We start from the raw sequence: 19,665 nt of genomic DNA on the forward strand, positions 1-19,665 counted from the left end.
CAGGAGTGGTCCCGCTGGCGCCGCCGTCACCAGTACACCGCAAAGACCAGCCACTACCGGCGAAGACAGCCGCGGATCACAAACTGATGCTGGAGTACTAGCACTGCACGGTGAGCCGGGCCTGGTCAAAGCGGTGGGTGGCGAGGTGTTCAGGGCGGATCAGCCAGTAGAGGGTGCCGGTGTCACCCCACATCATCTTCGCGTCGCTGTCACTGTCGAACTGGGCAAGCAGGACCCAGCGTTCGGCTTCCCGGTCCAAGACGGGGGTGCCCCAAGAGTGAACGCTGCCGAGCGCCGCGTTCGCGATCTCGTACTCCACCGGGCCCTGCACCGGTACGGCGTGGCCACCGATCTGGTGGTCGATGCGGGTGCGTAGCCGCCGGAAGGCCCGGAGGAACGGCCGGAGCCGGGCGGGGGTTTCACGAAGGTCGGGCCAGTGCCTGCCGTCGCCGAGCAGGGCTTCCCGGACCTGGGGCAGCCACAGGTCCGGGGCACTCTCCTCTACGCCTGCGGCCAGTTCCACGTGCGGGTACGGTTCCAGCCCCTGAGGTGTTTCTGCCCGGAAAACCGGCGTGTCTCCCGGGACGTACAGCACCTGGGCCCCGGCCCACGTCTCGGGGTCATATGGAGAGACGAACGAACCGTCGTCGGCATTGTCGTCCTGGCCGTCGAAGTAGAAGAACAGCAGGGTCCCGTCTTGCGGGAAAGCCGTGGTCAGCCCAGCACGGGGGAGCACCGCGCACCGCACCGATGCGATGAAGGACAGCAGACCGTGCCCCGGCCACTCGGGCCAGACGGCCCCGGCCGGCAGTTCCGGCTCCCCGCCGAGGGCGGCGACGGCCTGCTCGCCGTCCGCAACCCGGCGCAGACGTATACATGGACGCAGCAGTGCGGTCCACCGCTCAGCGAGATCGGCGGGCAGGTGCTCGGCGGCGAGCCGGGAGTATCGCTCATCAGTCATGAGAGCCATGATGGAGCGGGTCACTGACACCCATGCCGTCTACCGGGCCGACCATTCGAGACGAGCCACTAGCTCGGCGGGCGCAGACGAGTGCGGTAGTCGCGGGGCGGCATGCCGTACTCCTGCCTGAAAGCCCGGCTGAAGTGGAACGGGCTGACGAAGCCGGCCGCCGCGGCGACCTGTCCGATGTCGAGGTCGGTCACTTCGAGCAGCCGGGCCGCGTGCCGGATCCTGGCCTCGCGTACAGCCCGCATCGGCGTGCGTCGGGTCTGTTCGGCGAAGAGATGGGCCAGCCGGGAGGGCGACAGCGCGACGGAACGCGCCAGCGACGCGACCGAGTGCCGCGCGCCCGGCTCGGCGGCGATGAGCGCGAGCACCCGCTCCACCCTCGGGTCGCCGCCCTGCTCCGACCGGCGCGCGGAGGCGGTCGCCAGCACCAGCACCTCCTCGACCGCGCCCAGCACCAGTTCCCGCGCCGCCGCCGTCACGGCCACGGCGGGCCCGGCGCCCGGCTGATGCGGCCCGTCGGAGCCCGGCGGGATCCAGCGGGTGTCCTGAAGCGCGCGGCCGAAGGCCCGGTCGATCCGAGCGTGAACGGTCGCGGGCACCCCCTCGACCAGATGGCACCCCGCCGCCAGTGTGTACGGCCCGAGCCAGGTCAGCCAGGACGGGCGCGGCTGGAAGTGCACCCACCAAAACCGCCACCGGTCGCCGCCAGGCGCCACGCGGTAGTGGTGCGCGGCATGGGAGCCCAGCACGACCAGGTCCCCAGGCCCGGCGGTGAACGAGGCCCCCGCCTGCTCGACGAGCCCGGCGCCCGCCTGGGTCCACATCAACAGCCAGCTGGGCGATCCCGAGGCGCGGCGGGTGGCGTAGCCAGGCCCCCTGTCGTAGTGGCCCACGATCATCAGATCGGCAGCAGGAACAGACAGGTCCTCAGCGGTCACGGGCATACCCTTCGCCGGTCGTGCTTCCTACCGTGGAGGGTATGGGACTCCACGACTTCCACGATCAGGGCTACGTCCTCGTGCCCGCACTGCTCTCCCCCGCCGAGGTCGCCGAACTGCGGGAGGAGTTCATGGCCCTGCACGCCAGGGGCACCGTACCGGGCCATTTCACGCCGACGCCGCAGGAGCCCGGCCGGCCGTACGATATTCTGCGCGACTATCCGCGGGTCATGCATCCGCACCAGATCAACGATGCGGCGTTGCGCTATCTGCTCGACAGCAGGATTGCGTCGATCCTGCGCGACCTGCTCGGCGAGGAGCCGATAGCAGCCCAGAGCATGTTCTACTTCAAGCCGCCCGGGGCGCGGGGCCAGGCGCTGCACCAGGACAACTTCTATCTGCGGGTCGAACCGGGCACCTGCGTGGCGGCGTGGATCGCGCTCGACCGGGTCGACCGGGCCAACGGCGGCCTGGAGGTGGTGCCCGGCACGCACAGGATGGACCTGTTCTGCCCGGAGGACGCCGACCTGGACGTCTCTTTCACCAGGGAATACGTCCCGCCGCCGCCGGGCCTGGAACGGGTGCCCGTCGATATGGACCCGGGTGACGTGCTGTTCTTCAACGGCAGCCTGGTGCACGGCTCGGAGCCCAACAGCACGGCCGACCGGTTCAGGCGCAGCTTCATCTGCCACTACGTGGGGCGCTCCGCCGAGCGGATCTCCAGCTTCTATTCCACGCTCACCATGTCGGGCGAGCCGGTCCACCTCGAGCCCGCCACCGGTGGCGGCCCATGCGGGACGGAGGCTGCGGGCCCGCACTGATGCTGCGTTCCTCATAGCAGGTAGACGAATTTGCGGCAAAGGCTCGGGGCTGTGGCGGTGGTCGTCCCCAGATCCAGGGGTGGGCGTGGGTTGAGTTGCGCGGTGGCGAGGGTGACCGCGTGGGCGATCTCAATGGCGGCGGTAAAGCCTGCCCGGCGAACGCTGCCTTGCATAGCAGTCGCCACCAGCCTTTCACTGACGCCACTGGCCGTTCGGTTGCTGCTCAACCCCCGTGCACTGGTTCTGCCTGCTCTGACCGCCGATGCGATCGGGTGTGCTTGGTAACCCCTGGTAGTGGCCGCACTGACAGACTTGTCAGTGCGGCCACACTTTTGACACTGGCGCCCCACCTTAGCCATCCTCGCTGATCACCGCCGCCGCAGAGGCACGCCACGGCCTCGCGTCCATGGCCCGGGGGTTTATTTCTCACTCCTCGCCTTGGGGGCGGTGTTCCAGAGCCGTGCGAGGAACAAGGTGAGCGTGTCCGTGACGGAGTGGTCGAGCTCACTCGGATGGTCGAGTGCCCAGGTGTCGAGGGCGTCGAAGACACCGATGGTCGCCACGGTGATCAGTTCGGCGTTCGGGTACGGGTCGATCACGTTGATGTGCAGGCCGTTCGCGACGAGCCTGTGGATCCAGGAGCTGCCGTCGCCGCCGGGATGAGGCCGCCCGGCAAGCACCGCCCGGTCATCGGGGTGGTCGCGCAGGTGCGCCATGAGCCGTGTGGTGCCTGCCGTCACCTGCCCCCACAGTTCGTCCTCGGTCTCCACGTCGATCCAGGGACCGAGCGCGGCGAGCATTCGTCCGGCCGCGTCGGCGACTACGGCGCCGAAGAGGTCGTCCTTGCCGTCGAAGTAGTGGTAGGCGGAGGTCTTGGAGATGCCGGCTTCGGCGATGATCTGGTTGAACGACGCGGCGTTCTTGCCGTCGCGGGCGAAGTGGGCGCGAGCGACGGCGAGGATGGCGGCTCGTGTGCCGACCGGCAGTCGGTCGAAGCGGGGCAGCGGCATGGCTTTCCTAGAGGCTGTGCGTGAGCGGGGCGGCTGGTTGCCGGGTGGCAAGCGTGCGATTGGCGTGGACTGTCATGATCCAGTGTGCCGCCCACAGCGGGAGGGCGATTGCTCCGCCGACATACCCGGCCGTCCCCGGGAAGAGCGACAGGATCTGGAACGCGCACCAGCCGTATCCGAGTGCCGCCCACCGCCGGATGAACCCGCTCGTCATCTGCTCGTCAGCGGCCAGCGAGGTGGAGACGGCGCGCACGATGAAGAAATCTTCGGTGAAGTTGTAGGGGATCGCGAACATCCACCAGACCGACGTGGGCGACGCGGTCCTGGCAGCGGGCCGCACGAGCGTCATCGTCCGCTGGAGGGCTCGGCAGTACAGCGCAACGAGCCCGAAGAAAACGGCGACGGCGATCAGTCCGCCGGGCATTGCCCGCGCTTCGATCTCCCCCAGGATGCCGCGTCCCCACTCCGGTGCCCAGAGCGGATAGCTGAGGAGGATCGAAACCAGGATGGTGCCCACAGTCTTGACGATGGCTCTCATATCTGGAGCGTACTGGTAGTACACACCAGTGGTTCACCTGCAATCGGGAATGGTCGGGAGCAGCGGAGGGACGGGACCGCGGCTTTCCCGCAGCCAGAGATACCGACCGGAGAAAGTTGGGCGTCACGGGTTGCTCAGGGCGCTTGTCCGCCCTGTCTGCCCAGGTGACAGCCTGAAGGTATGAGGTGCTCGGACAGGAGCGGGGAATTGTCCGGCACGGAGCGAGAGCATCGTGAAGCGCGGCGACTTCGGGCAGCGGACATGTTCTCCGGAGGGAGAAAACCGCCACGGGTGGCCCAGCTGCTGGGCGTGACACGCAAGTAAGCCTGTGAGTGACACCAGGCCTGTCTGAAGGGCGACAAGGCCGCGCCGACCTCCAAGGGGGCTGCCAGGACCGACTGCAAGCTCACCGAGGCGCAGCTGCCCGGGTGCGGGACCGGCAGGCACTCACGCCGGCTCCGGGGGCGGAGGGCCGTTTCCGGCACCGGCCAACGACCGGCGCCCTCTCGACACGGGTCAGGCTCCAGTCCCGCTCCCCGGACACTTCCCCGGGCCGGGTCATCACGCGGCAGGCGCCGGGTCCGGTTCGGATTCGAACAGCGCCAGTTGCTCGCTGAAAGGTGCGACATGGATGAGTTTGAGGCAGCGGTCGCGCTCCTCCATGTCCCTCCTTCGGCGGCCGTCGGCTCGCTCACGATCCTGCCCGCACCCGAGGCCGGTGGACGACGGCAGGCGGTAAGTCAGACTTCTCCCACAACATGCTCCGCGGAAGCGGCCCGGCGAACCGTTCCGTCCGGGACGGAACACGAGCGGGAAATTCCTGGCTTGAGCGGCCCTCAGCGGCGGGGTCTGCGGCGGGCGGCCTCGCGCTCCAGGTAGTCCAGGCCGCCCGGGTAGGCCACGCCGAGATCGACCAGGACGCCGACGAGCGCGTTGTCCTGTTAGGATACGACTGTATCCATTCAGAGGAGATGAGGTCACCATGCGTGCCTCCGACCGACCGTCGGCCTTCACCAGCGACTCCGCCCGTGACAGATACTTCGCCACCTATGACCGAGTGCTCGGCGAGCTGTGGCCGGTGCCGGTGGACGCCATCGACGTCGAGACCCGCGCCGGCAGTGTGCGGATCCACCGGGCCGGGCCCGCCGAAGGGGATCCGGTGATCCTCCTGGCCGGTGCCGGCGGGAACGCGCTGGCCTGGTACCGCTACATCGAGCCGCTGGCACGCATGCGTCCGGTCTTTGCCATCGACCCGCTCGGCGAGCCCGGCTGCTCGGTTCAGAGGCAGCCGCTCGCGAACGGTGCCGAGGTCGGCGGCTGGCTCACCGACGTCCTGGCCGCGCTCGGCGCCGAGCGCGCACATATGGTGGGCTCCTCTTACGGCGGCTGGACCGTGATGGAACAGCAGCTCGGCGGGGGCGGCCGGGTCGCGGCGCTGACGCTGGTGGATCCGGTCGGCTTCGCGCCGTTGACCGGGCGGTTCTACCGGTGGGTCATCGTCGGCGGTATGGCCGCCCTGCTCCCCCGAGCGCTGCGACGCCGTATCGCCGACACCGTCGGCAACGGCACGCTGCGCGAGGATGTGCTGATGAAACTGATCGCGGCCAGCCGGTCCTTCCGCCGACGGCTGCCCATCCCGCCCGCCTACACCGACGAGCAGGTGCGTGAGCTGTCCGTGCCCGTGCAGGTGCTGCTGGGCGCCCGTAGCGCGCTGCACGACGCGCAGGCGGTGGCCGCACGGCTGGCCGAGATCGCGCCGTCGTGGCGGGTGGAGATCGTGCCCGACACCGGACACGCGCTGCCCGTCGAAGCTCCAGACCTGGTCATCGAGCGGATCCTCGCCTTCCCCGGCCAAGCCCAGGCCGAGATTGCAACGCCGGAGCACGACACGGACCGCGGCTAGGAAACCGGCATGCCCAAACAGGTGGACCATGACGAGCGGCGACGCCAGTTGACCGAGGCGCTGCTGCGCATCGCCGGCACCCGCGGCCTGCAGGCGGTGTCGATGCGTGAGATCGCCGCCGAGGCCGGAGTCTCACTGCGCGTCGTCCAGTACTACTTCACCGACAAGCAGGCCCTGCTCGACTCCGGTCTCAGCGAGCTGACCGCCCGCCTGGACCGCCGGGTCAAGCAGCGGGCCGCCGCCGCCACGGGCGGGCTGTCCACACGAAGTGTCTTCGAAGCCGTCCTCGGCGCGATCCTGCCCACCGACGAGCAGAGCCGACTGGACTCACTCGCCTGGACCGCCTACTACACCGCCGCCCTCACCGACCCGGCACTCGCCGCGGCCGCGCTCACCCGACCCGACGCGCTGGAGGACTTTCTCACCACCCGGCTCACCACCGCGCAGCAGGCCGGAGACCTCGCCTCCGATCGCGACCCGCGCACCGAGGTCGCCACACTTCTGGCCCTCGCCAACGGCCTGACCGCCAGTGTCCTGGGCCGACAGCGCGACCACGGAGCCGCCACCGCGATCATCGACTATCACCTTGACCGCCTCTTCGGACCGAAACCCAGTCCAGGCCAGGGTTCCGCGTAGTCACGGATCCGGATGGGGGGCGCCGCCACCCCACAGGTCGAACCGAAAACGGGTGATCAGGCGGACACCTCCGCCACGCCGAGCTGTTCAGACGGCGCAACCGCGGCGTGAGTCATCGAGGTTCAGTCTGACGTCCGGGCTGATCAGGACGGCGACCGTCCCGGCCCGCAGAGCCCGGACAACCGCGAGCGCCGACCCGCCTCCTCGATGTTCACTCCAGCTGAAGACTTTTCACTCCCATCCGCAAATTTTCAAATCACGCTCAAGGCCTTCCGTTCCAGCGCAGGTCAGTGGCCGGCAGCGCAGAAGGGTATCCAGCGGTCCGTCCCTGCCTGCCTTCTTCGGCCATCCTCAACGGGCACCGGGGCTGGCCGCGGTTCGCCGCGCGAGCTCCCGCCGACGGGCTCATCCGGGGGCGAGCAGCCGCCGGGCCGGTGGCCACCGCCTGGCCTTGCTCAGCCCGGCAGCGCAGGCCCTCCGCTCGGGCCGGCGTCACCAGGGAGAAAAGTAGCTCCGCTCAGAACCTTTACCGGCGTTTCGCAGTCAAAGCAGAGTATGCAGTCAAAGCAGAGCATGATGAAGACGATGATCGGGGCCTCGCTCCTCGCCGGCTCGCTGCTGGTCTCCGGCGCCACCGCGGCGGACGCCCAGACCAAGCCGACGCTGGGTCCCTATGGCTATGGCGCCGTCAAGTTCGGCATGACCGTCAAGCAGGCCAAGGCGACGGGGGACGTCGTCAAGAAGCTGCCGGGCAACGGCGGCTGCTCCGGCTGGGATCTGAAGAAGTTCCCGACCCCCAAGGACTCGGTCGGCATCTACATCTCGCCGAACGTGGGACTGGCCGCCATCTTCGCCGCGAAGGGCATGAAAACCCCGGAAGGCATCAGGATCGGTTCCACCGCCAAGCAGGTGAAGGCGGCCTACCCGCACATCAAGAAAGACGCCCACGGCTTTTATGTGATCACGGCCCCCGGCAACAAGGAGGCTCACTACACCTTCGGCATCACGCAGGGCAAGGTCACCGAGTACGGCATCGCGCTCAACAAGCAGGACTGTTTCAACTAGGGATGCCGTCAAGGAACGTGTCACCAGCCGCAAATCGCAACGTCTCTGCAGGTCAGGAAGGTATCCCTGCATAGGGGTCTCGATTCACCGGACCCATCGCAGTTCCTCGATGCAAGTCGCTGACCTGTGCCGTCCCTCTGATCGGCGGCTGGTGACACGTTTTTCCAACTCCCTAATCTCTTCCAACTCCCTAATCAAGATCCTTCTCAGCGCCAACGGCTGTCCACCGATTCCTCGCCCCCTATCCGTGCAGGCGGCTTCGGCAATCGACAGTGTCAAGTGGTGCACCACGGTCTCTCAGAACTACTCATTTCCGAGAGACCGCTCGGGCCCTCGAACCCAGTGCCGCATCAGGCAACGTTCGCCTCGTTGTGACGTGTCGTCCGGTTGCTGTACCGGGTGGCACGGGACGGTCAGAATGATCAGGCGACTGAACACGTGCGGGTCCGTGAGATCGATGACGACGAGGGACAACGGTTGCTGCGGATCACCCGCCGAGGCCCCGGGTCGGTGGTGACCTGGCCACAGGCCCAAATGGTGCTGCCATCCGCGCAGGGCATGGACGTGGGCGAGATCGCCAAGGTGACGTTCACCAACCCGGACCGGGCCCGCGATGTGCTCCACAACTTCAACGCCGACGGCTTCGACTCGCTCTACCCGTAGTACAAGAGCGGGCGGCCAAAGACGTTCATGCTGCCTGACAGTCACCCGCTCTCCGACTGGAGGTGTATCAGCCGGCCAAGGGCGTGCCTTGCTGCTTGCTCAGTAAGATTCCGCGCGGTCCGAAGCCCGCCGAAGAGTAGAAGCGAACGGCCCCGTTGTTCGACGCGAAGATACCGGCATAGATGATCGAGACACCGTGTTCCGCGGCGGCTTGCTCGGCCGCCGTCAGCAAGGCTGACCCGACACCCTCGCCGCGATGCCCGTCCAGGACGACGGTATGGATCTCGGCCGCGCGGCACGGAGCCAGAATCTGATGGGCGGGGGGATCCGCAAGCAGGACCACCTCCACCATGCCCACCACCTCGCCCACCACCTCAGCAACCAAGATCAGCACCTTGGACTCGGTCGAAAGCACCTCCTCGAAGTGCCCGCGCACAGCCTCAACGTCGGGAACGCGATAGACGGCTGGATCGAGTTGGAGGTGCCTTTCAGCATTCGCGAGACGCAGGCGGACCAGCGCGGGAACGTCCTCACGCTCAGCAGCTCTGATCAAGATCGGCATAGCCGGAGCCTTCCAGCTCGCCCACCCAGCCGCAAGGCGCACGGACCAACTTGGAACAGGACGGACGTTGCCTGATCGGTCCGCAGGTCCGTGGATCAAAGGGTCAGGCTTATCGAATGCACCACGCACCCGTGCCACCCGACTACATCACCAGACATGAGTCCATCAGTCGATGCGACGGTTGGCGCGCGCTCGCCACAGCACCTGCCGTGCCTCCTTGCTGGAGAGACGAGTCAGCCCCTGCACCGCCCAGTACCGGAAAGACTCATCCTCGTCGTCAACAAGCTCACTCAGCAACGGCAACGCCGACGGAGATTTCGCTTCCCCGATCAGTTCCAGCAGCCAGCAGCAGAGCCCGTGATCCCCGGGCTCAGCGCGGAACTCCGCAATGAGTTCCTCGACATGTTCGACAACGTGTGATCGAAGCAAGGAGAAGCCGTCTTCCCTTTTCTGCGGATCAGCACAGCGCATCAGCCGCATGGCTTCTCCGAACCGCTCCGTCACCCGACCAAGGCTAATCAACCCGGTGAACGTCCGTGGTCACGGCACTAGGCACAGAACTACCTATCGGTGATCTTCGGCCTGGTCCACCTGCTGGGCATGCGGCACCGGCCCGCGCTGGCCGACATCCTCGACCAGAAGGGCTGGCGCATCCAGGACGCCGACCACGGCGGCCTGTCCCGGTCCGCCCGCGGGAAGATCGACCTGGGCAAGATCAGACGGCACTGGGGCGACATCCTGCGCGTCGTGGTGTCGATCTACACCGGCGAGATCCGCGCCTACGACGTGATGCGCATGATCCAGCGGGACGGTAACCCGGCCCCGCTCGGGGAGGCGATCGGCCCACTACGGGCGGATCTTCAAGACGTTGCACATCCTCTTCGATGCGTCTCGACCCCGGTTACTCCCCCGGGCGGCGGAGGGACGGATGGGTGGCGTCGGCGATGTGCCGGCAGGGGTGCGCGCAGGCCCCTTGACGCCATGTTGCTGAAACCCATGACCGCTGTGGTCCTGATGACCGCCCCGGCGCAGGCGATCGAGCCGCCCGCACCGCAGGGGCTCGGCGCGCTGGTCGACGAGCACGTCACCACGGCGATGGCCGAGGAGAAGATCCCGGGCGTGGTGGTGACCGTGATGGCGGGCGGCGAGCGGGGGTGCACAAGGGGTACGGCTGGGCCGGCGCGGAGCGGCGGGTGCCGGTGGATCCCGGGCGCACCCGGTTCCTCATCGGCTCGGAGACCAAGTTGTTCACCGCGTAGGCCACCCTGCAACTCATCCGCGCGGGCAAGCGGCCGCGGTGGCCGTCGAACTGGACTGGAGGCAGGGCCCGCTCATGATCAGCATCACGGTCGGCGGCCGCGGACACACCGGCGGCTCAGGTCACGGGCTGATCGGCATCCGCGAGCGGGCGGCGGCCTGCGGCGGGTCGGCGTCCTTCGGCCCCGGGCCGGCCGGGCGCGGCTCCGCCGTCACGGTGCACCTGACGGGAGCCGCCTCGTGACGATCCGCGTGGTGGTCGCCGACGACCACGAGCTCATGCGCAGCGGCTTCGCCCTGATCCTGGACACCGAGCCGGACATCATGGTGGCAGCCGAGGCCGGTGACGGCTTGAGCGCCGTCGCCGCGCGCACGCGTACTCACTGACCCGCTCCCTCAATGTCGAGACCCTGGACCATGACCTGCGGCTCTCCGACACGCCGGTCGCCGTCGCGAGGGTCGGTGAGGGTGATGCCGCGGTGACGGCGCAGCGCACGGAGGCGCGGCCCCACCGCGTCGAGCACCTCACCCGTTCCGTGATCCACAAGGCTGACTTGCCGGAACTGCAAGTTTTCGTGCCAGATCGGTGCGCGCCTGGCGAGAGTGAGCGGACACCGAAGCGCCTGACACGGCGGACAGCGCCGCCCCCACCCCACGAAAAGCCGCCCCCACCCCACGAAAAGAGGAGACCACCATGCCGAACACCGTGCGCCACCGCGACACTCCGCCGCCCCGGACCGGGAGCAGCGAGGCTGAGGTCCTGCGCGGATTCCTCGGCTATCTCCGGGCCTCGGTCGCGGCGAAGGTCGAGGGTGCACCCGGACCGGAGGCGAGAACGGCCGCGGTGCCCTCAGGCACGAACCTGCTCGGCCTGCTCAACCACCTGACTTCCGTCGAACGCTCGATGTTCCTCGGGGACGACGTCACCGACTGGCAGGCGACGTTCCAGGCCGCACCGGAGCACAGCGTGGCCGATGTCGTCGCCCGCTACCGCGAGACGGTCGAGCGCGCGGATGACGTGCTCGACGGGTGCACCGATCTCAGCGCACCGGTCCCTCGAGCGCGGCCGGACCGCCCCGCTCCCAGCATCCGCTGGGCACTCACCCACATGATCGAGGAGACCGGCCGCCACGCGGGCCACGCGGACATCCTCCGCGAACTGATCGACGGCACGACCGGACGCTGACCCCACCACCTTCTCCAGGACAGGAACACATGTTGACCGCAACCCGGCCGTTGTCGCGCCGCTTCCTCCGATCCGCGCGCACGGTGGCGACCATCACGCTCACCCTTCTGCTCACGATCGGCACCGCAGCCTGTTCCACACCGACAGCCGGCGACATTGCCCCCTACGCCGTCGCCACCCAGGGCGAACCGGAGTTCGACAACACCTTCCGACACGAGTTCGCCGACGTCGGCGGCGTCCGCATGCACTACGTGACCGGCGGCAGCGGCACACCGGTGGTGCTGATCCACGGCTGGCCCCAGACCTGGTACGGCTGGTGGCCGATCATGCCGGCACTTGCCGAACACCACACCGTCTACGCCGTCGACCTTCCCGGACTGGGTGACAGCAACGGCTCGCCGACCGGCTACGACAAGGCCACCCTGGCGCAGTACGTGCACACGTTGATCGCCGACCGGCTCAAGATTCGGGACGCCGCCGTCGTCGGCCACGATTTCGGCGCCGCCGTGGCGTTCCAGTACGCCAGCCAATTCCCCGGCGACACCGCACGCCTCGGCTACTTCGACCTGCCGCTACCCGGACCCATGGTCGATGCGGCCACGTACCGCTCACTGAGCTGGCACATCGCCTTCCACTCCCAGCGACGGGTTCCCGAGGCGGTCGTAGGCGACGACGTCCGCGAGTACCTGGCGCTGTTCTACCCCCAGGTCTCGTTCGGCGGAACGGCGTTCGGCGGCACCTCGGATCGGTCCCCGTTCACCGACGCCGAGATCAACGAGTACGCACGGACCTACAGCCGGCCAGAGGTCCTGTCGGGCGGCTTCGAGCTCTACCGCGCTCTCGACAAAGACGTCCGCGACACCGCGGCAGCGGCACCGGTACGTGTCCCGACCCTGCTCATGACCGCCCAGGGGCAGCTCGACGCGGTCCGAGCCACAGTGGCCCCGCGCATGACCAAGATCGTGCGCGCGGTGGACGTGCCGTACGCGGGGCACTGGCTCGTCGAGGAGAACCCTCGGTTCGTCACTGCGGAGCTGGTGCGTTTCCTCGACGGGAACAGTTGACGGAGGCCAGTGGCGTCAGCGAGTCGAGTGGGACGGAGCTGCCGCCGTCCGCCGCCGGGGCGGGGACCGCAGCGTCGTGGTGACCCGCCCGGCCGAGATGTGGTTTCCGCCGACAGATCCTGGCTGCAGACCCGGAGAAACCGGCGCCGGCGGAGAAGACCCGCGGCCCTGCTTCAGCGGGCGCGCTCGACACGGCCTCCGTCCCATACCGGTTCGGTGCTCTCGTAGACGGTCCCATCGGCACCGAAGACGAGGAAGCGGTCGAATTCGGCGGCGAACCAGCGGTCGTGGGTGACGGCCAGCACGGTGCCGGCGAAGGACGCCAGGCCCTGTTGCAGGGCCTCGGCGCTGGCCAGGTCGAGGTTGTCGGTCGGCTCGTCGAGCAGGAGCAAGGTCGCTCCGGACAGTTCCAGCAGCAGGATCTGCAGCCGCGCCTGTTGTCCGCCGGACAGGGTCTCGAACCGCTGGTTACCAGCCGGTGCGAGTTCGTAGCGGGCGAGCGCGGCCATGGCTCCGTTCAACGTGAGGGCGTACTCGGACATCACCAGTTCGGCGGGGGTACGACCGTGCAGGTCGGGCCGGGTATGGGTCTGCACGAAGTGCCCCGGCACCACCCGCGCACCGAGCCGCACCGAGCCGCTGTGCCGTATCGAGGGCACCGCGCCGTCCGCCGCCTCGGCGAGCAGCCGCAGGAAATGGGATTTACCGGAGCCGTTCGCCCCGAGCACGCCCACCCGTTCGCCGTACCAGATCTCGGTGTCGAAGGATCGCATCAGTCCGGTGAGTTCCAGGGCTTCGCAGATGACGGCGCGTTTGCCGGTACGGCCGCCGCGCAGCCGCATCCGCACGTTCTGCCGCTTCGGCGGGCGCTCGGGCGGGCCCACCTCCTCGAACCGCTGCAGCCGGGTGCGGGCGGCCCGGTAGGCGGAGGCCACCGCGTCGTTGTTGGCCGCTGTCTGCCGCAGGGTCTGCGCCAGGCGCTTGAGCTTGGCGTGCTCCTCGTCCCAGCGGCGGCGCCGTTCCTCCAACCGATCGATGCGGTCCTGGCGGCCCTGAGCATAAGTGGCGAAGCCCCCGCCATGGACCCAGACACCGCGCGATTCCACCGTCACGATGCGATCGGTGGCATTGGCCAGCAGTTGCCGGTCGTGGGAGACCAGCAGCACGGTCTTGGAGGTGGCCCGCAGCCGCTCCTCCAGCCATTGCTTGCCGGGCACGTCCAGGTAGTTGTCCGGCTCGTCCAGCAGCAGGACCTGGTCCGGGCCGCGTAGCAAGGCCTCCAGGACGAGACGTTTCTGTTCGCCGCCCGACAGGGTGGTCACCGTACGGGCAGCGGCGGTGTCATAAGGCAGCCCCAGGGCCGCTGTGGTGCAGGTGTCCCAGACGACCTCCATGTCATAGCCGCCGGCGTCGGTGTAGTCGGTGATCGCCTGCGCGTAAGCCAGCTGGCTCTTCTCGTCCTGGTGAGCCGCCATCGCGGACTCCGCCCGTTCCAACGTGGCGGCGGCCACGCGGACGCCGTGCGGTGCCACGGACAGCAACAGGTCGTGCAACGTCCGATCGTCGCGGACACTGCCGATGAACTGCCGCATCACCCCCAGCCCCCCGGACTGGACCACCCGGCCGTCATCGGGCTGCACATCCCCGGCGATCAGCCGCAGCAGCGTGGTCTTGCCCGCGCCGTTGGGCCCCACCAGCCCGCCCTTGACCCCGTCACCGACGCGGAACGACACCTCATGAAGCAGCAGCCGTCCGTCCGGCAGCACATAGGTCAGCCGGTCAACCTCGATATGCCCCGCCACAGCCACCTCTCATCGGCTCGACCCAGACCACCGGATCGTTGATCCAGTGACCGGATCAACGATCCGGGCACCAGATCATGCTACTAGACTCGCCTTCATGGCCACGAGCAACCAGGGGACAACGTCAGCGGCGGCAGCCACGGGAAACGTGTGGCTTCGGCCGTCCGAGCGTGCGCGGCGCGAAGCGCCTCCGCTCCATCGGGACCGGATCGTCGACGAGGCTGTGGCCCTTCTGGACGAGGAGGGCGTCGGCCGGTTGACCATGCGACGGCTCGCCGAGCGGCTCGGCACCGGCTCCACCACGCTGTACTGGCATGTGAAGACCAAGGACGATGTCCTCGACCTCGCACTCGACGCGATCTTCGCGGAGGTCGGGATCCCGCAGCGGGGCGCCCCTGACTGGCGCGCGGGCATCACCGCGTTGATCAGTGAATGGCGCGCCGTCCTTCTGAAACACCCCTGGTCAGCGGCGCTCCTGGGCCGCCCGATGCTGGGCCCCAACGTGCTCGCCCGCAGCGAATTCCTCTATGCCACGCTCCTGGAGGCAGGGATCACCGACCCCCACCTCACCGCCGCGGCGTACGGGTTGTCCAACTACGTCATCGGCTCCGCACTGATGCAGACGACCTGGCCGGCCGGTGAGGAGCAGGCCGCGCGACAGGCCACCCAAGATCACCTCCGCGCCAACCGGGAGCGATACCCCACCCTCGCCACCCACGGCCCCCTCGTCGTGGACGGTGATTGGGACACCAGCTTCACCATCGGCCTCACCTGGCTTCTCGACGGCATCCAGGCCAATGCCGCCACCACCCACGGCCGAGGCCGGCAGACGGAGCGCGCATGACCTGCACATGTCCCACACCGAACGCCGACCTCCGCGCCGGGAGACGTCACCGCAGGCCGCGGCTGTGCCCGACCGAGATTTCGTCGGTGCTGCGGGGACCCCTGTTCCGAGGCTGGTGACGCCGGCCCGAGTGGAGCACCGCCTATCCGCCGCGGACGTCCCGGACCCGCTCGATACCGGCGGCCTCGATGACGGTGGGTGATTCGGGCAGGATCACAGGGATCTCACGTCCGGTGCGCCGGCCGAGGCCGATGACGGGCAGCGTGAGCAGGACCAGCCCGGCACCGATCCATGCCGTACTGGTCGCGGAGAGCGCATCGACGGCCAGGCCGCCGGCGAGGGCGCCGAGCGCGATGGACAGGTTGAACATCGACACATACAGCGACGAGGCGGCCTCGGCCGCGTCCGGGGCGGCGTCGAGGATCCAGGTCTGGAAGGTGACCGGGACGGCCCCGTAGCCCAGACCCCACAGGATGAGGACCGCCGCGGCCGAGACGGTGCCGTCGGCGGCCACGGCGAGCAGCGCCATGGCCGCGGCCAGCAGCAGGACGATGGTGACGACGGCCTGACGCAGCCGTCCGGTGATCAGGGCGCCGGCGATGAAGTTGCCGCACAGGCCGGCGACGCCGAAGACCAGCAGCAGCGTGCTGACCACGCCGGCGTCGACGCCGTCGCCCTGCAGGATGGGCCTGACGAAGGTGTAGGCGGTGAAGTGCCCGGTGATGACGAGAAATGTCATCGCGATGCCCAGCCGCACGCCGGCGTGGGAGCGGAAAGCCTTGGGGAGGGCGGAAAAGGAGATCGTCTGCTCCGGCGCCACCTCCGGCATCAGCACGACCATGCCCGCCAGCGAGGTCAGGCCGAGGAGACCGACGGCCGCGAACGCGATGCGCCAGCCGCTGAGATCGCCGATCAGCGTGCCGATGGGCACGCCGAGGACGGACGCGGCCTCGACGCCGCCGAAGATGACGGCGGTGGCGCGGGCCACGTGCCGCTCAGGCACCAGGCGCAGCGCGATGCCGCCGGCCAGGGACCAGAACCCGCCCACGCTGATGCCGATCAGCACGCGTGCGACGAGTACGACGGCGAACCCGGTGGCGAACGCCGACGCCAGATTGGCCACGCCCATCAGGCCGACCAGGACGGCCAGCACCAGCCGGCGGTCGACGGCACCCGCGGCCACCGTCACCAAGGGCGCCGAGACGGCGGCGACCAGGCCCGGCACCGTGACCATCAGGCCTGCCGTGCCCTCGGAGACCTCCAGGGCCGAGCCGATCGGGGTGAGCAGGCCCACCGGCAGCAGTTCGGAGGTCATCAGGGCGAAGATGCCCAGCGACACGGCGAGCACGGCGGACCACCCCTTGGCGGGAGAGCGGCCGGCGCCGGGAGAGGCCTGCGGAGGGGAATCGGTGGGGGTCACGGCGTCTTCCTTCGTCGGCGAGCAGGTCGCGAGTCATGGGGATGGGGTCGTGGACGTGCGGGCATGGGCGTGGGACGGGCGGTGGCCGTACGGGCATGGGCATGGGCATGGGACAGGCGATGGCCGTACGGCCGTGGGCGTGGGCGTGGGACAGGCGATAGCCGTACGCGCATGGGCGTGGGACAGGCGATGGCCGTACGGGCACGGGCATGGGACAGGCGATGGCCGTACGGCCGTGGGCGTGGGCTGCGGCAAGCGTGAGGGCGGCTACTGCGTGCCAGGTGTCTTACGCGTGGTCGCGTTCATGCGGTTCCAGGCGTTGGCGGTGAAGATCAGCGCGATGAGCTGGGCCAGTTCCCTGTCGTCGAAGTGCTGTCGGGCCTGGGCGTAGACCTCGTCCGAGACGCCCCCCGGGAGCAGGGTGACGGCCTCGCTCAGGGCGAGGGCGGCCCGCTCTTCCGCCGTGTAGAGGCTGGATTCGTGCCAGGCGCTGAGCTGGTAGATGCGTTCCTCGCTCTCTCCGGCCTTGCGGGCGTCGGCCGTGTGGTAATCGATGCAGTAGGCGCACTTGTTGATCTGCGAGACACGTATCTGCACCAGTTCCAGGAGCACCGGGTCGATGCCCTCACGGGCAGCCGCGTCCAGGGCCAGGACGGCCTTGAAGACGCGGGGGGCGACGGCGGCGAAGTTCATGCGCTCGGGGATCTGAACGGTTGTCATGGCGCCAACGCTAGGGACGCAAAGCACCCGAGATATGGTTCATTTCCGTGGAGAAATCATTGGTCAATTCCGCGTGGCAGCCGGATGGCGATGAGCCCGCGGACCAGGGAGCGGGCAGCGACCTGCACCTCGACCTCGCCGGTGGCGGCGGTGTGCGGGCCCGTCTGATGAGGGCCCTGCGCGAGGCGATCCGGTCCGGGCGGCTCGTCCCCGGGACCCGGCTGCCGCCCTACCGCACTCTCGCGCTCGATCTGGGGATCGCCCGCAACACCGTCGCCGAGGCGTACGCCGAACTCGTCGAGGAGGGCTGGCTGACGGCCCGCCAGGGCTCGGGCACCCGGGTCGCCCGACGTGCCACCCCGATGGAGCCGGATCCGGCGGCCCCCGGCCTGGCCCGCCGGACCCGCCGCCGGGTCCTGTACGACCTCATGCCCAGCTCGCCGGACGCGGCCGCCTTCCCGCGCAGCGCGTGGGCGACCTCGGCACGCAGGGCGCTGGCCGCCGCGCCCAGTGACGCATTCGGCGTCGGCGACCCGCGCGGCAGGGTCGAACTGCGCCGCGCCCTGGCGGAGTATCTGGCTCGGGCCCGCGGCGTACGCGCCGAAGCGGACCGCATCGTCATCTGCGCCGGCTTCGCCCACGCGCTGCGGCTGCTGTGCCGGCTCCTGGACGGTCCCGTCGCTGTGGAGTCGTACGGCCTGGACTTCCACCGCTCGATCGTCACCGACGCGGGGCCGGCGACGATCCCGTTGACGGTGGACGCGCACGGGGCCCGCGTCGAGGAACTGCACGGCACGCGGGCGCGCGCCGTGCTGCTGACCCCGGCGCATCAGTACCCGACCGGCGGGCCGCTCCATCCCGAGCGGCGGGGGGCGGTCGTCGACTGGGCCCGCGCGAGCGGTGCCCTGGTGCTCGAAGACGACTACGACGGGGAGTTCCGCTACGACCGCGACCCCGTCGGCGCCGTGCAGGGTCTCGACCCCGATCGGGTCGTCTACCTCGGCTCGGCGAGCAAGAGCCTGTCCCCCGCGCTGCGGCTGGGCTGGATGGTGCTGCCCGGCCCGCTCGTCGATCGCGTCGTGGAGGCCAAGGGCCCGCGGGAGGTGTGGTCGGGCGTGGTGGACCAGCTCACGCTCGCCGACTTCCTGTCCTGCGGGGCCTACGACCGCCACCTGCGGCGCATGCGCAAGATCTACCGGCGGCGCCGGGACCAGCTCACGGCCACGCTCGCCCGGCGGGCCCCGCACATCCGGGTGAACGGCATCGCGGCCGGGCTGCACGCGGTGCTCCAGCTCCCGGCCGGGACCGAGGCGGCCGCGCTGCGCGCCGCCACCCGGCTGGGCCTGGCCCTCGACGGCCTCAGCGCCTACCGTCACCCCGGCAGCGCGATGGCTCCGCGCGACGGCCTCGTCATCGGGTACGGCACGCCCCCCGAGCACCTGTTCACGGCAGCCGTCGACGCGCTGTGCCTGGCCCTGCCCGACCCGCCGCAGGCCGACGAGGCGCGGTAGGGACGGCCCCGCTCCCGGCGATCACATCCGGTCGGCGCCCGAGCGGGAGCGCAAGGACGCCACCGGCCGTCGCGTTGGTGCTCAGGCCCCGTCGCCGACCGGCGGGGACCTGACGAAGGCGCCGGCGGATGCGGCGAGGACGGCGGTCCTGGCCGCGTGGTCGGGAAGGCCCGGGTCGGGCGGCGTACGGAGAAGCACCAACTGGTGATACAGCGGCGCGGTGGCGGCGATGAGCAGTTGCCGCGCGTCGGTGTGCGGCGGGAGTTCGCCGCGCCGAACGGCCCGGCTGACGATGACCTCACAGCGGGCGTACCGGTCCTCCCAGAGCCGCCGCACGCCGCGGGCGGCTTCTTCGGAGCGGAACGAGGCGGCGATCAGGGCTGCGACGATCGGCGGCCGCGCGGTCAGGGCCGCCTGGCTTTCGTGGTTCAGTGCCGCCAGGTCGCCCTGCAGGGAGCCGGTGTCCTGGGGCTGCCAGTCATCGTCGCCCGCCGCCTCGAAGACGTCGGCGAGCAGGCCACCGACATCCCGCCAGCGCCGGTACACCGTTGCGCGATGCACGCCCGCGCGGGCCGCGACAGCATCCAAGGTGAGCTCGTCGTAGCCGCGCTCCCCGAGCTCGGCGCGGACCGCGTCGAGAACCTGCGCACGGATGCGGCCGGTACGGCCGCCCGGGCGGCGCCGGGGCGGCGGCGCCGACGGGTCGCCCTGTGCCGATGGCACCGCGGGAGTCATCGCTCGGCCTCCGGTTTGCT

Annotated in this window: 22 protein-coding genes and 1 pseudogene; 12 read left to right on the forward strand and 11 right to left on the reverse strand. The window is 69.5% G+C overall.

What is annotated here, in order from left to right; translation table 11 throughout:
- Positions 1-97 precede the first annotated feature (97 nt).
- Together ACWDS7_RS21775 and ACWDS7_RS21780 are read right to left on the reverse strand one after the other, a co-directional pair.
- Complete coding sequence (locus ACWDS7_RS21775; RefSeq protein ID WP_451930738.1) at positions 98-961, reverse strand: YwqG family protein; 864 nt, start codon at positions 959-961, stop codon at positions 98-100.
- 68 nt (positions 962-1,029) lie between these two features.
- Positions 1,030-1,908 carry a helix-turn-helix domain-containing protein gene (locus ACWDS7_RS21780; protein WP_451930739.1) on the reverse strand — a complete coding sequence of 293 codons (879 nt, stop codon included), beginning with the start codon at positions 1,906-1,908 and terminating at the stop codon, positions 1,030-1,032.
- A gap of 41 nt (positions 1,909-1,949) precedes the next feature.
- On the opposite strand from ACWDS7_RS21780, the gene ACWDS7_RS21785 reads away from it, so the two are divergent.
- Complete coding sequence (locus ACWDS7_RS21785; protein ID WP_451930740.1) at positions 1,950-2,729, forward strand: phytanoyl-CoA dioxygenase family protein; 780 nt, start codon at positions 1,950-1,952, stop codon at positions 2,727-2,729.
- A 419-nt stretch (positions 2,730-3,148) separates the two neighbouring features.
- On the opposite strand, the gene ACWDS7_RS21790 is transcribed toward ACWDS7_RS21785, so the two are convergent.
- Together ACWDS7_RS21790 and ACWDS7_RS21795 are read right to left on the reverse strand one after the other, a co-directional pair.
- Positions 3,149-3,739 carry a TetR/AcrR family transcriptional regulator gene (locus ACWDS7_RS21790; RefSeq protein ID WP_451930741.1) on the reverse strand — a complete coding sequence of 197 codons (591 nt, stop codon included), beginning with the start codon at positions 3,737-3,739 and terminating at the stop codon, positions 3,149-3,151.
- 7 nt (positions 3,740-3,746) lie between these two features.
- Complete coding sequence (locus ACWDS7_RS21795; RefSeq protein ID WP_451930742.1) at positions 3,747-4,277, reverse strand: hypothetical protein; 531 nt, start codon at positions 4,275-4,277, stop codon at positions 3,747-3,749.
- Positions 4,278-5,259: 982 nt separating this feature from the next.
- Between ACWDS7_RS21795 and ACWDS7_RS21800 the strand changes: the two genes are divergently transcribed.
- The 4 genes from ACWDS7_RS21800 to ACWDS7_RS21815 all read left to right on the forward strand — a co-directional run bounded on the left by ACWDS7_RS21800 (position 5,260) and on the right by ACWDS7_RS21815 (position 8,544).
- Entirely contained in the window at positions 5,260-6,180 is a 921-nt protein-coding gene (locus ACWDS7_RS21800; RefSeq protein ID WP_451930743.1) for an alpha/beta fold hydrolase, read from the forward strand.
- A 9-nt stretch (positions 6,181-6,189) separates the two neighbouring features.
- On the forward strand, positions 6,190-6,816 hold the full coding sequence (locus ACWDS7_RS21805; protein WP_451930744.1) for a TetR/AcrR family transcriptional regulator: 627 nt from the start codon (positions 6,190-6,192) through the stop codon (positions 6,814-6,816).
- 573 nt (positions 6,817-7,389) lie between these two features.
- Complete coding sequence (locus ACWDS7_RS21810) at positions 7,390-7,881, forward strand: hypothetical protein (RefSeq protein ID WP_451930745.1); 492 nt, start codon at positions 7,390-7,392, stop codon at positions 7,879-7,881.
- A 438-nt stretch (positions 7,882-8,319) separates the two neighbouring features.
- Entirely contained in the window at positions 8,320-8,544 is a 225-nt protein-coding gene (locus ACWDS7_RS21815; RefSeq protein ID WP_451930746.1) for a hypothetical protein, read from the forward strand.
- A gap of 67 nt (positions 8,545-8,611) precedes the next feature.
- Here ACWDS7_RS21815 and ACWDS7_RS21820 read toward each other — a convergent pair whose 3' ends face one another.
- Together ACWDS7_RS21820 and ACWDS7_RS21825 are read right to left on the reverse strand one after the other, a co-directional pair.
- Positions 8,612-9,106 (reverse strand): N-acetyltransferase family protein, encoded by a 495-nt coding sequence (locus ACWDS7_RS21820; protein WP_451930747.1) that lies wholly within the window; start codon positions 9,104-9,106, stop codon positions 8,612-8,614.
- Positions 9,107-9,271: 165 nt separating this feature from the next.
- Positions 9,272-9,610 carry a HEAT repeat domain-containing protein gene (locus ACWDS7_RS21825; RefSeq protein ID WP_451930748.1) on the reverse strand — a complete coding sequence of 113 codons (339 nt, stop codon included), beginning with the start codon at positions 9,608-9,610 and terminating at the stop codon, positions 9,272-9,274.
- A gap of 96 nt (positions 9,611-9,706) precedes the next feature.
- On the opposite strand from ACWDS7_RS21825, the pseudogene ACWDS7_RS21830 reads away from it, so the two are divergent.
- The 3 genes and pseudogenes from ACWDS7_RS21830 to ACWDS7_RS21840 form a co-directional block, all read left to right on the forward strand.
- Positions 9,707-9,886: pseudogene (locus ACWDS7_RS21830) on the forward strand (Tn3 family transposase); the annotation flags it as partial.
- A 517-nt stretch (positions 9,887-10,403) separates the two neighbouring features.
- Positions 10,404-10,607, forward strand: coding sequence for a hypothetical protein (locus tag ACWDS7_RS21835; protein WP_451930773.1), 204 nt, complete (start codon positions 10,404-10,406; stop codon positions 10,605-10,607).
- Positions 10,604-10,750: a hypothetical protein gene (locus ACWDS7_RS21840; RefSeq protein WP_451930774.1), complete on the forward strand. Its 147-nt coding sequence runs from the start codon at positions 10,604-10,606 to the stop codon at positions 10,748-10,750. Before ACWDS7_RS21835 ends, ACWDS7_RS21840 begins: the two co-directional genes overlap by 4 nt.
- Here ACWDS7_RS21840 and ACWDS7_RS21845 read toward each other — a convergent pair.
- A complete protein-coding gene (locus tag ACWDS7_RS21845; RefSeq protein WP_451930749.1) occupies positions 10,744-10,908 on the reverse strand; it encodes a hypothetical protein in 165 nt (54 codons plus the stop codon). The genes ACWDS7_RS21840 and ACWDS7_RS21845 overlap by 7 nt on opposite strands.
- Positions 10,909-11,057: 149 nt before the next feature.
- Here ACWDS7_RS21845 and ACWDS7_RS21850 point away from each other — a divergent pair, with 149 nt between their 5' ends.
- Together ACWDS7_RS21850 and ACWDS7_RS21855 are read left to right on the forward strand one after the other, a co-directional pair.
- Positions 11,058-11,549 carry a DinB family protein gene (locus ACWDS7_RS21850; RefSeq protein WP_451930750.1) on the forward strand — a complete coding sequence of 164 codons (492 nt, stop codon included), beginning with the start codon at positions 11,058-11,060 and terminating at the stop codon, positions 11,547-11,549.
- Between the two features lie 29 nt (positions 11,550-11,578).
- A complete protein-coding gene (locus ACWDS7_RS21855) occupies positions 11,579-12,613 on the forward strand; it encodes an alpha/beta fold hydrolase (RefSeq protein WP_451930751.1) in 1,035 nt (344 codons plus the stop codon).
- 173 nt (positions 12,614-12,786) lie between these two features.
- Here ACWDS7_RS21855 and ACWDS7_RS21860 read toward each other — a convergent pair whose 3' ends face one another.
- Complete coding sequence (locus ACWDS7_RS21860; protein ID WP_451930752.1) at positions 12,787-14,415, reverse strand: ABC-F family ATP-binding cassette domain-containing protein; 1,629 nt, start codon at positions 14,413-14,415, stop codon at positions 12,787-12,789.
- 97 nt (positions 14,416-14,512) lie between these two features.
- Here ACWDS7_RS21860 and ACWDS7_RS21865 point away from each other — a divergent pair, with 97 nt between their 5' ends.
- The gene (locus ACWDS7_RS21865) at positions 14,513-15,259 is read left to right on the forward strand and encodes a TetR/AcrR family transcriptional regulator (protein WP_451930753.1); all 747 of its coding nucleotides are present in this window, start codon (positions 14,513-14,515) and stop codon (positions 15,257-15,259) included.
- Between the two features lie 142 nt (positions 15,260-15,401).
- Here ACWDS7_RS21865 and ACWDS7_RS21870 read toward each other — a convergent pair whose 3' ends face one another.
- The gene (locus tag ACWDS7_RS21870; protein WP_451930754.1) at positions 15,402-16,679 is read right to left on the reverse strand and encodes an MFS transporter; all 1,278 of its coding nucleotides are present in this window, start codon (positions 16,677-16,679) and stop codon (positions 15,402-15,404) included.
- Between the two features lie 267 nt (positions 16,680-16,946).
- Entirely contained in the window at positions 16,947-17,399 is a 453-nt protein-coding gene (locus tag ACWDS7_RS21875) for a carboxymuconolactone decarboxylase family protein (protein ID WP_451930755.1), read from the reverse strand.
- Between the two features lie 47 nt (positions 17,400-17,446).
- Between ACWDS7_RS21875 and pdxR the strand changes: the two genes are divergently transcribed.
- The gene (gene pdxR / locus ACWDS7_RS21880; RefSeq protein ID WP_451930756.1) at positions 17,447-18,910 is read left to right on the forward strand and encodes a MocR-like pyridoxine biosynthesis transcription factor PdxR; all 1,464 of its coding nucleotides are present in this window, start codon (positions 17,447-17,449) and stop codon (positions 18,908-18,910) included.
- Positions 18,911-18,991: 81 nt separating this feature from the next.
- Here the strand turns inward: pdxR and ACWDS7_RS21885 are convergent, their stop codons facing one another.
- Complete coding sequence (locus tag ACWDS7_RS21885; RefSeq protein WP_451930757.1) at positions 18,992-19,633, reverse strand: TetR/AcrR family transcriptional regulator; 642 nt, start codon at positions 19,631-19,633, stop codon at positions 18,992-18,994.
- Between the last annotated feature and the right edge of the window lie 32 nt (positions 19,634-19,665).

Source organism: Streptosporangium sp. NPDC003464 (assembly GCF_053588315.1).

Excerpts from the sequence above, each read along its gene's own strand:
- ACWDS7_RS21795 (WP_451930742.1), bottom strand. The coding sequence starts at position 4,277 with ATGAGAGCCATCGTCAAGACTGTGGGCACCATCCTGGTTTCGATCCTC.
- ACWDS7_RS21785 (WP_451930740.1), top strand. The coding sequence starts at position 1,950 with ATGGGACTCCACGACTTCCACGATCAGGGCTACGTCCTCGTGCCCGCA.
- ACWDS7_RS21850 (WP_451930750.1), top strand. The coding sequence starts at position 11,058 with ATGCCGAACACCGTGCGCCACCGCGACACTCCGCCGCCCCGGACCGGG.
- ACWDS7_RS21800 (WP_451930743.1), top strand. The coding sequence starts at position 5,260 with ATGCGTGCCTCCGACCGACCGTCGGCCTTCACCAGCGACTCCGCCCGT.
- ACWDS7_RS21875 (WP_451930755.1), bottom strand. The coding sequence starts at position 17,399 with ATGACAACCGTTCAGATCCCCGAGCGCATGAACTTCGCCGCCGTCGCC.
- ACWDS7_RS21775 (WP_451930738.1), bottom strand. The coding sequence starts at position 961 with ATGACTGATGAGCGATACTCCCGGCTCGCCGCCGAGCACCTGCCCGCC.
- ACWDS7_RS21810 (WP_451930745.1), top strand. The coding sequence starts at position 7,390 with ATGATGAAGACGATGATCGGGGCCTCGCTCCTCGCCGGCTCGCTGCTG.
- ACWDS7_RS21855 (WP_451930751.1), top strand. The coding sequence starts at position 11,579 with ATGTTGACCGCAACCCGGCCGTTGTCGCGCCGCTTCCTCCGATCCGCG.
- ACWDS7_RS21865 (WP_451930753.1), top strand. The coding sequence starts at position 14,513 with ATGGCCACGAGCAACCAGGGGACAACGTCAGCGGCGGCAGCCACGGGA.
- ACWDS7_RS21790 (WP_451930741.1), bottom strand. The coding sequence starts at position 3,739 with ATGCCGCTGCCCCGCTTCGACCGACTGCCGGTCGGCACACGAGCCGCC.
- ACWDS7_RS21805 (WP_451930744.1), top strand. The coding sequence starts at position 6,190 with ATGCCCAAACAGGTGGACCATGACGAGCGGCGACGCCAGTTGACCGAG.
- ACWDS7_RS21820 (WP_451930747.1), bottom strand. The coding sequence starts at position 9,106 with ATGCCGATCTTGATCAGAGCTGCTGAGCGTGAGGACGTTCCCGCGCTG.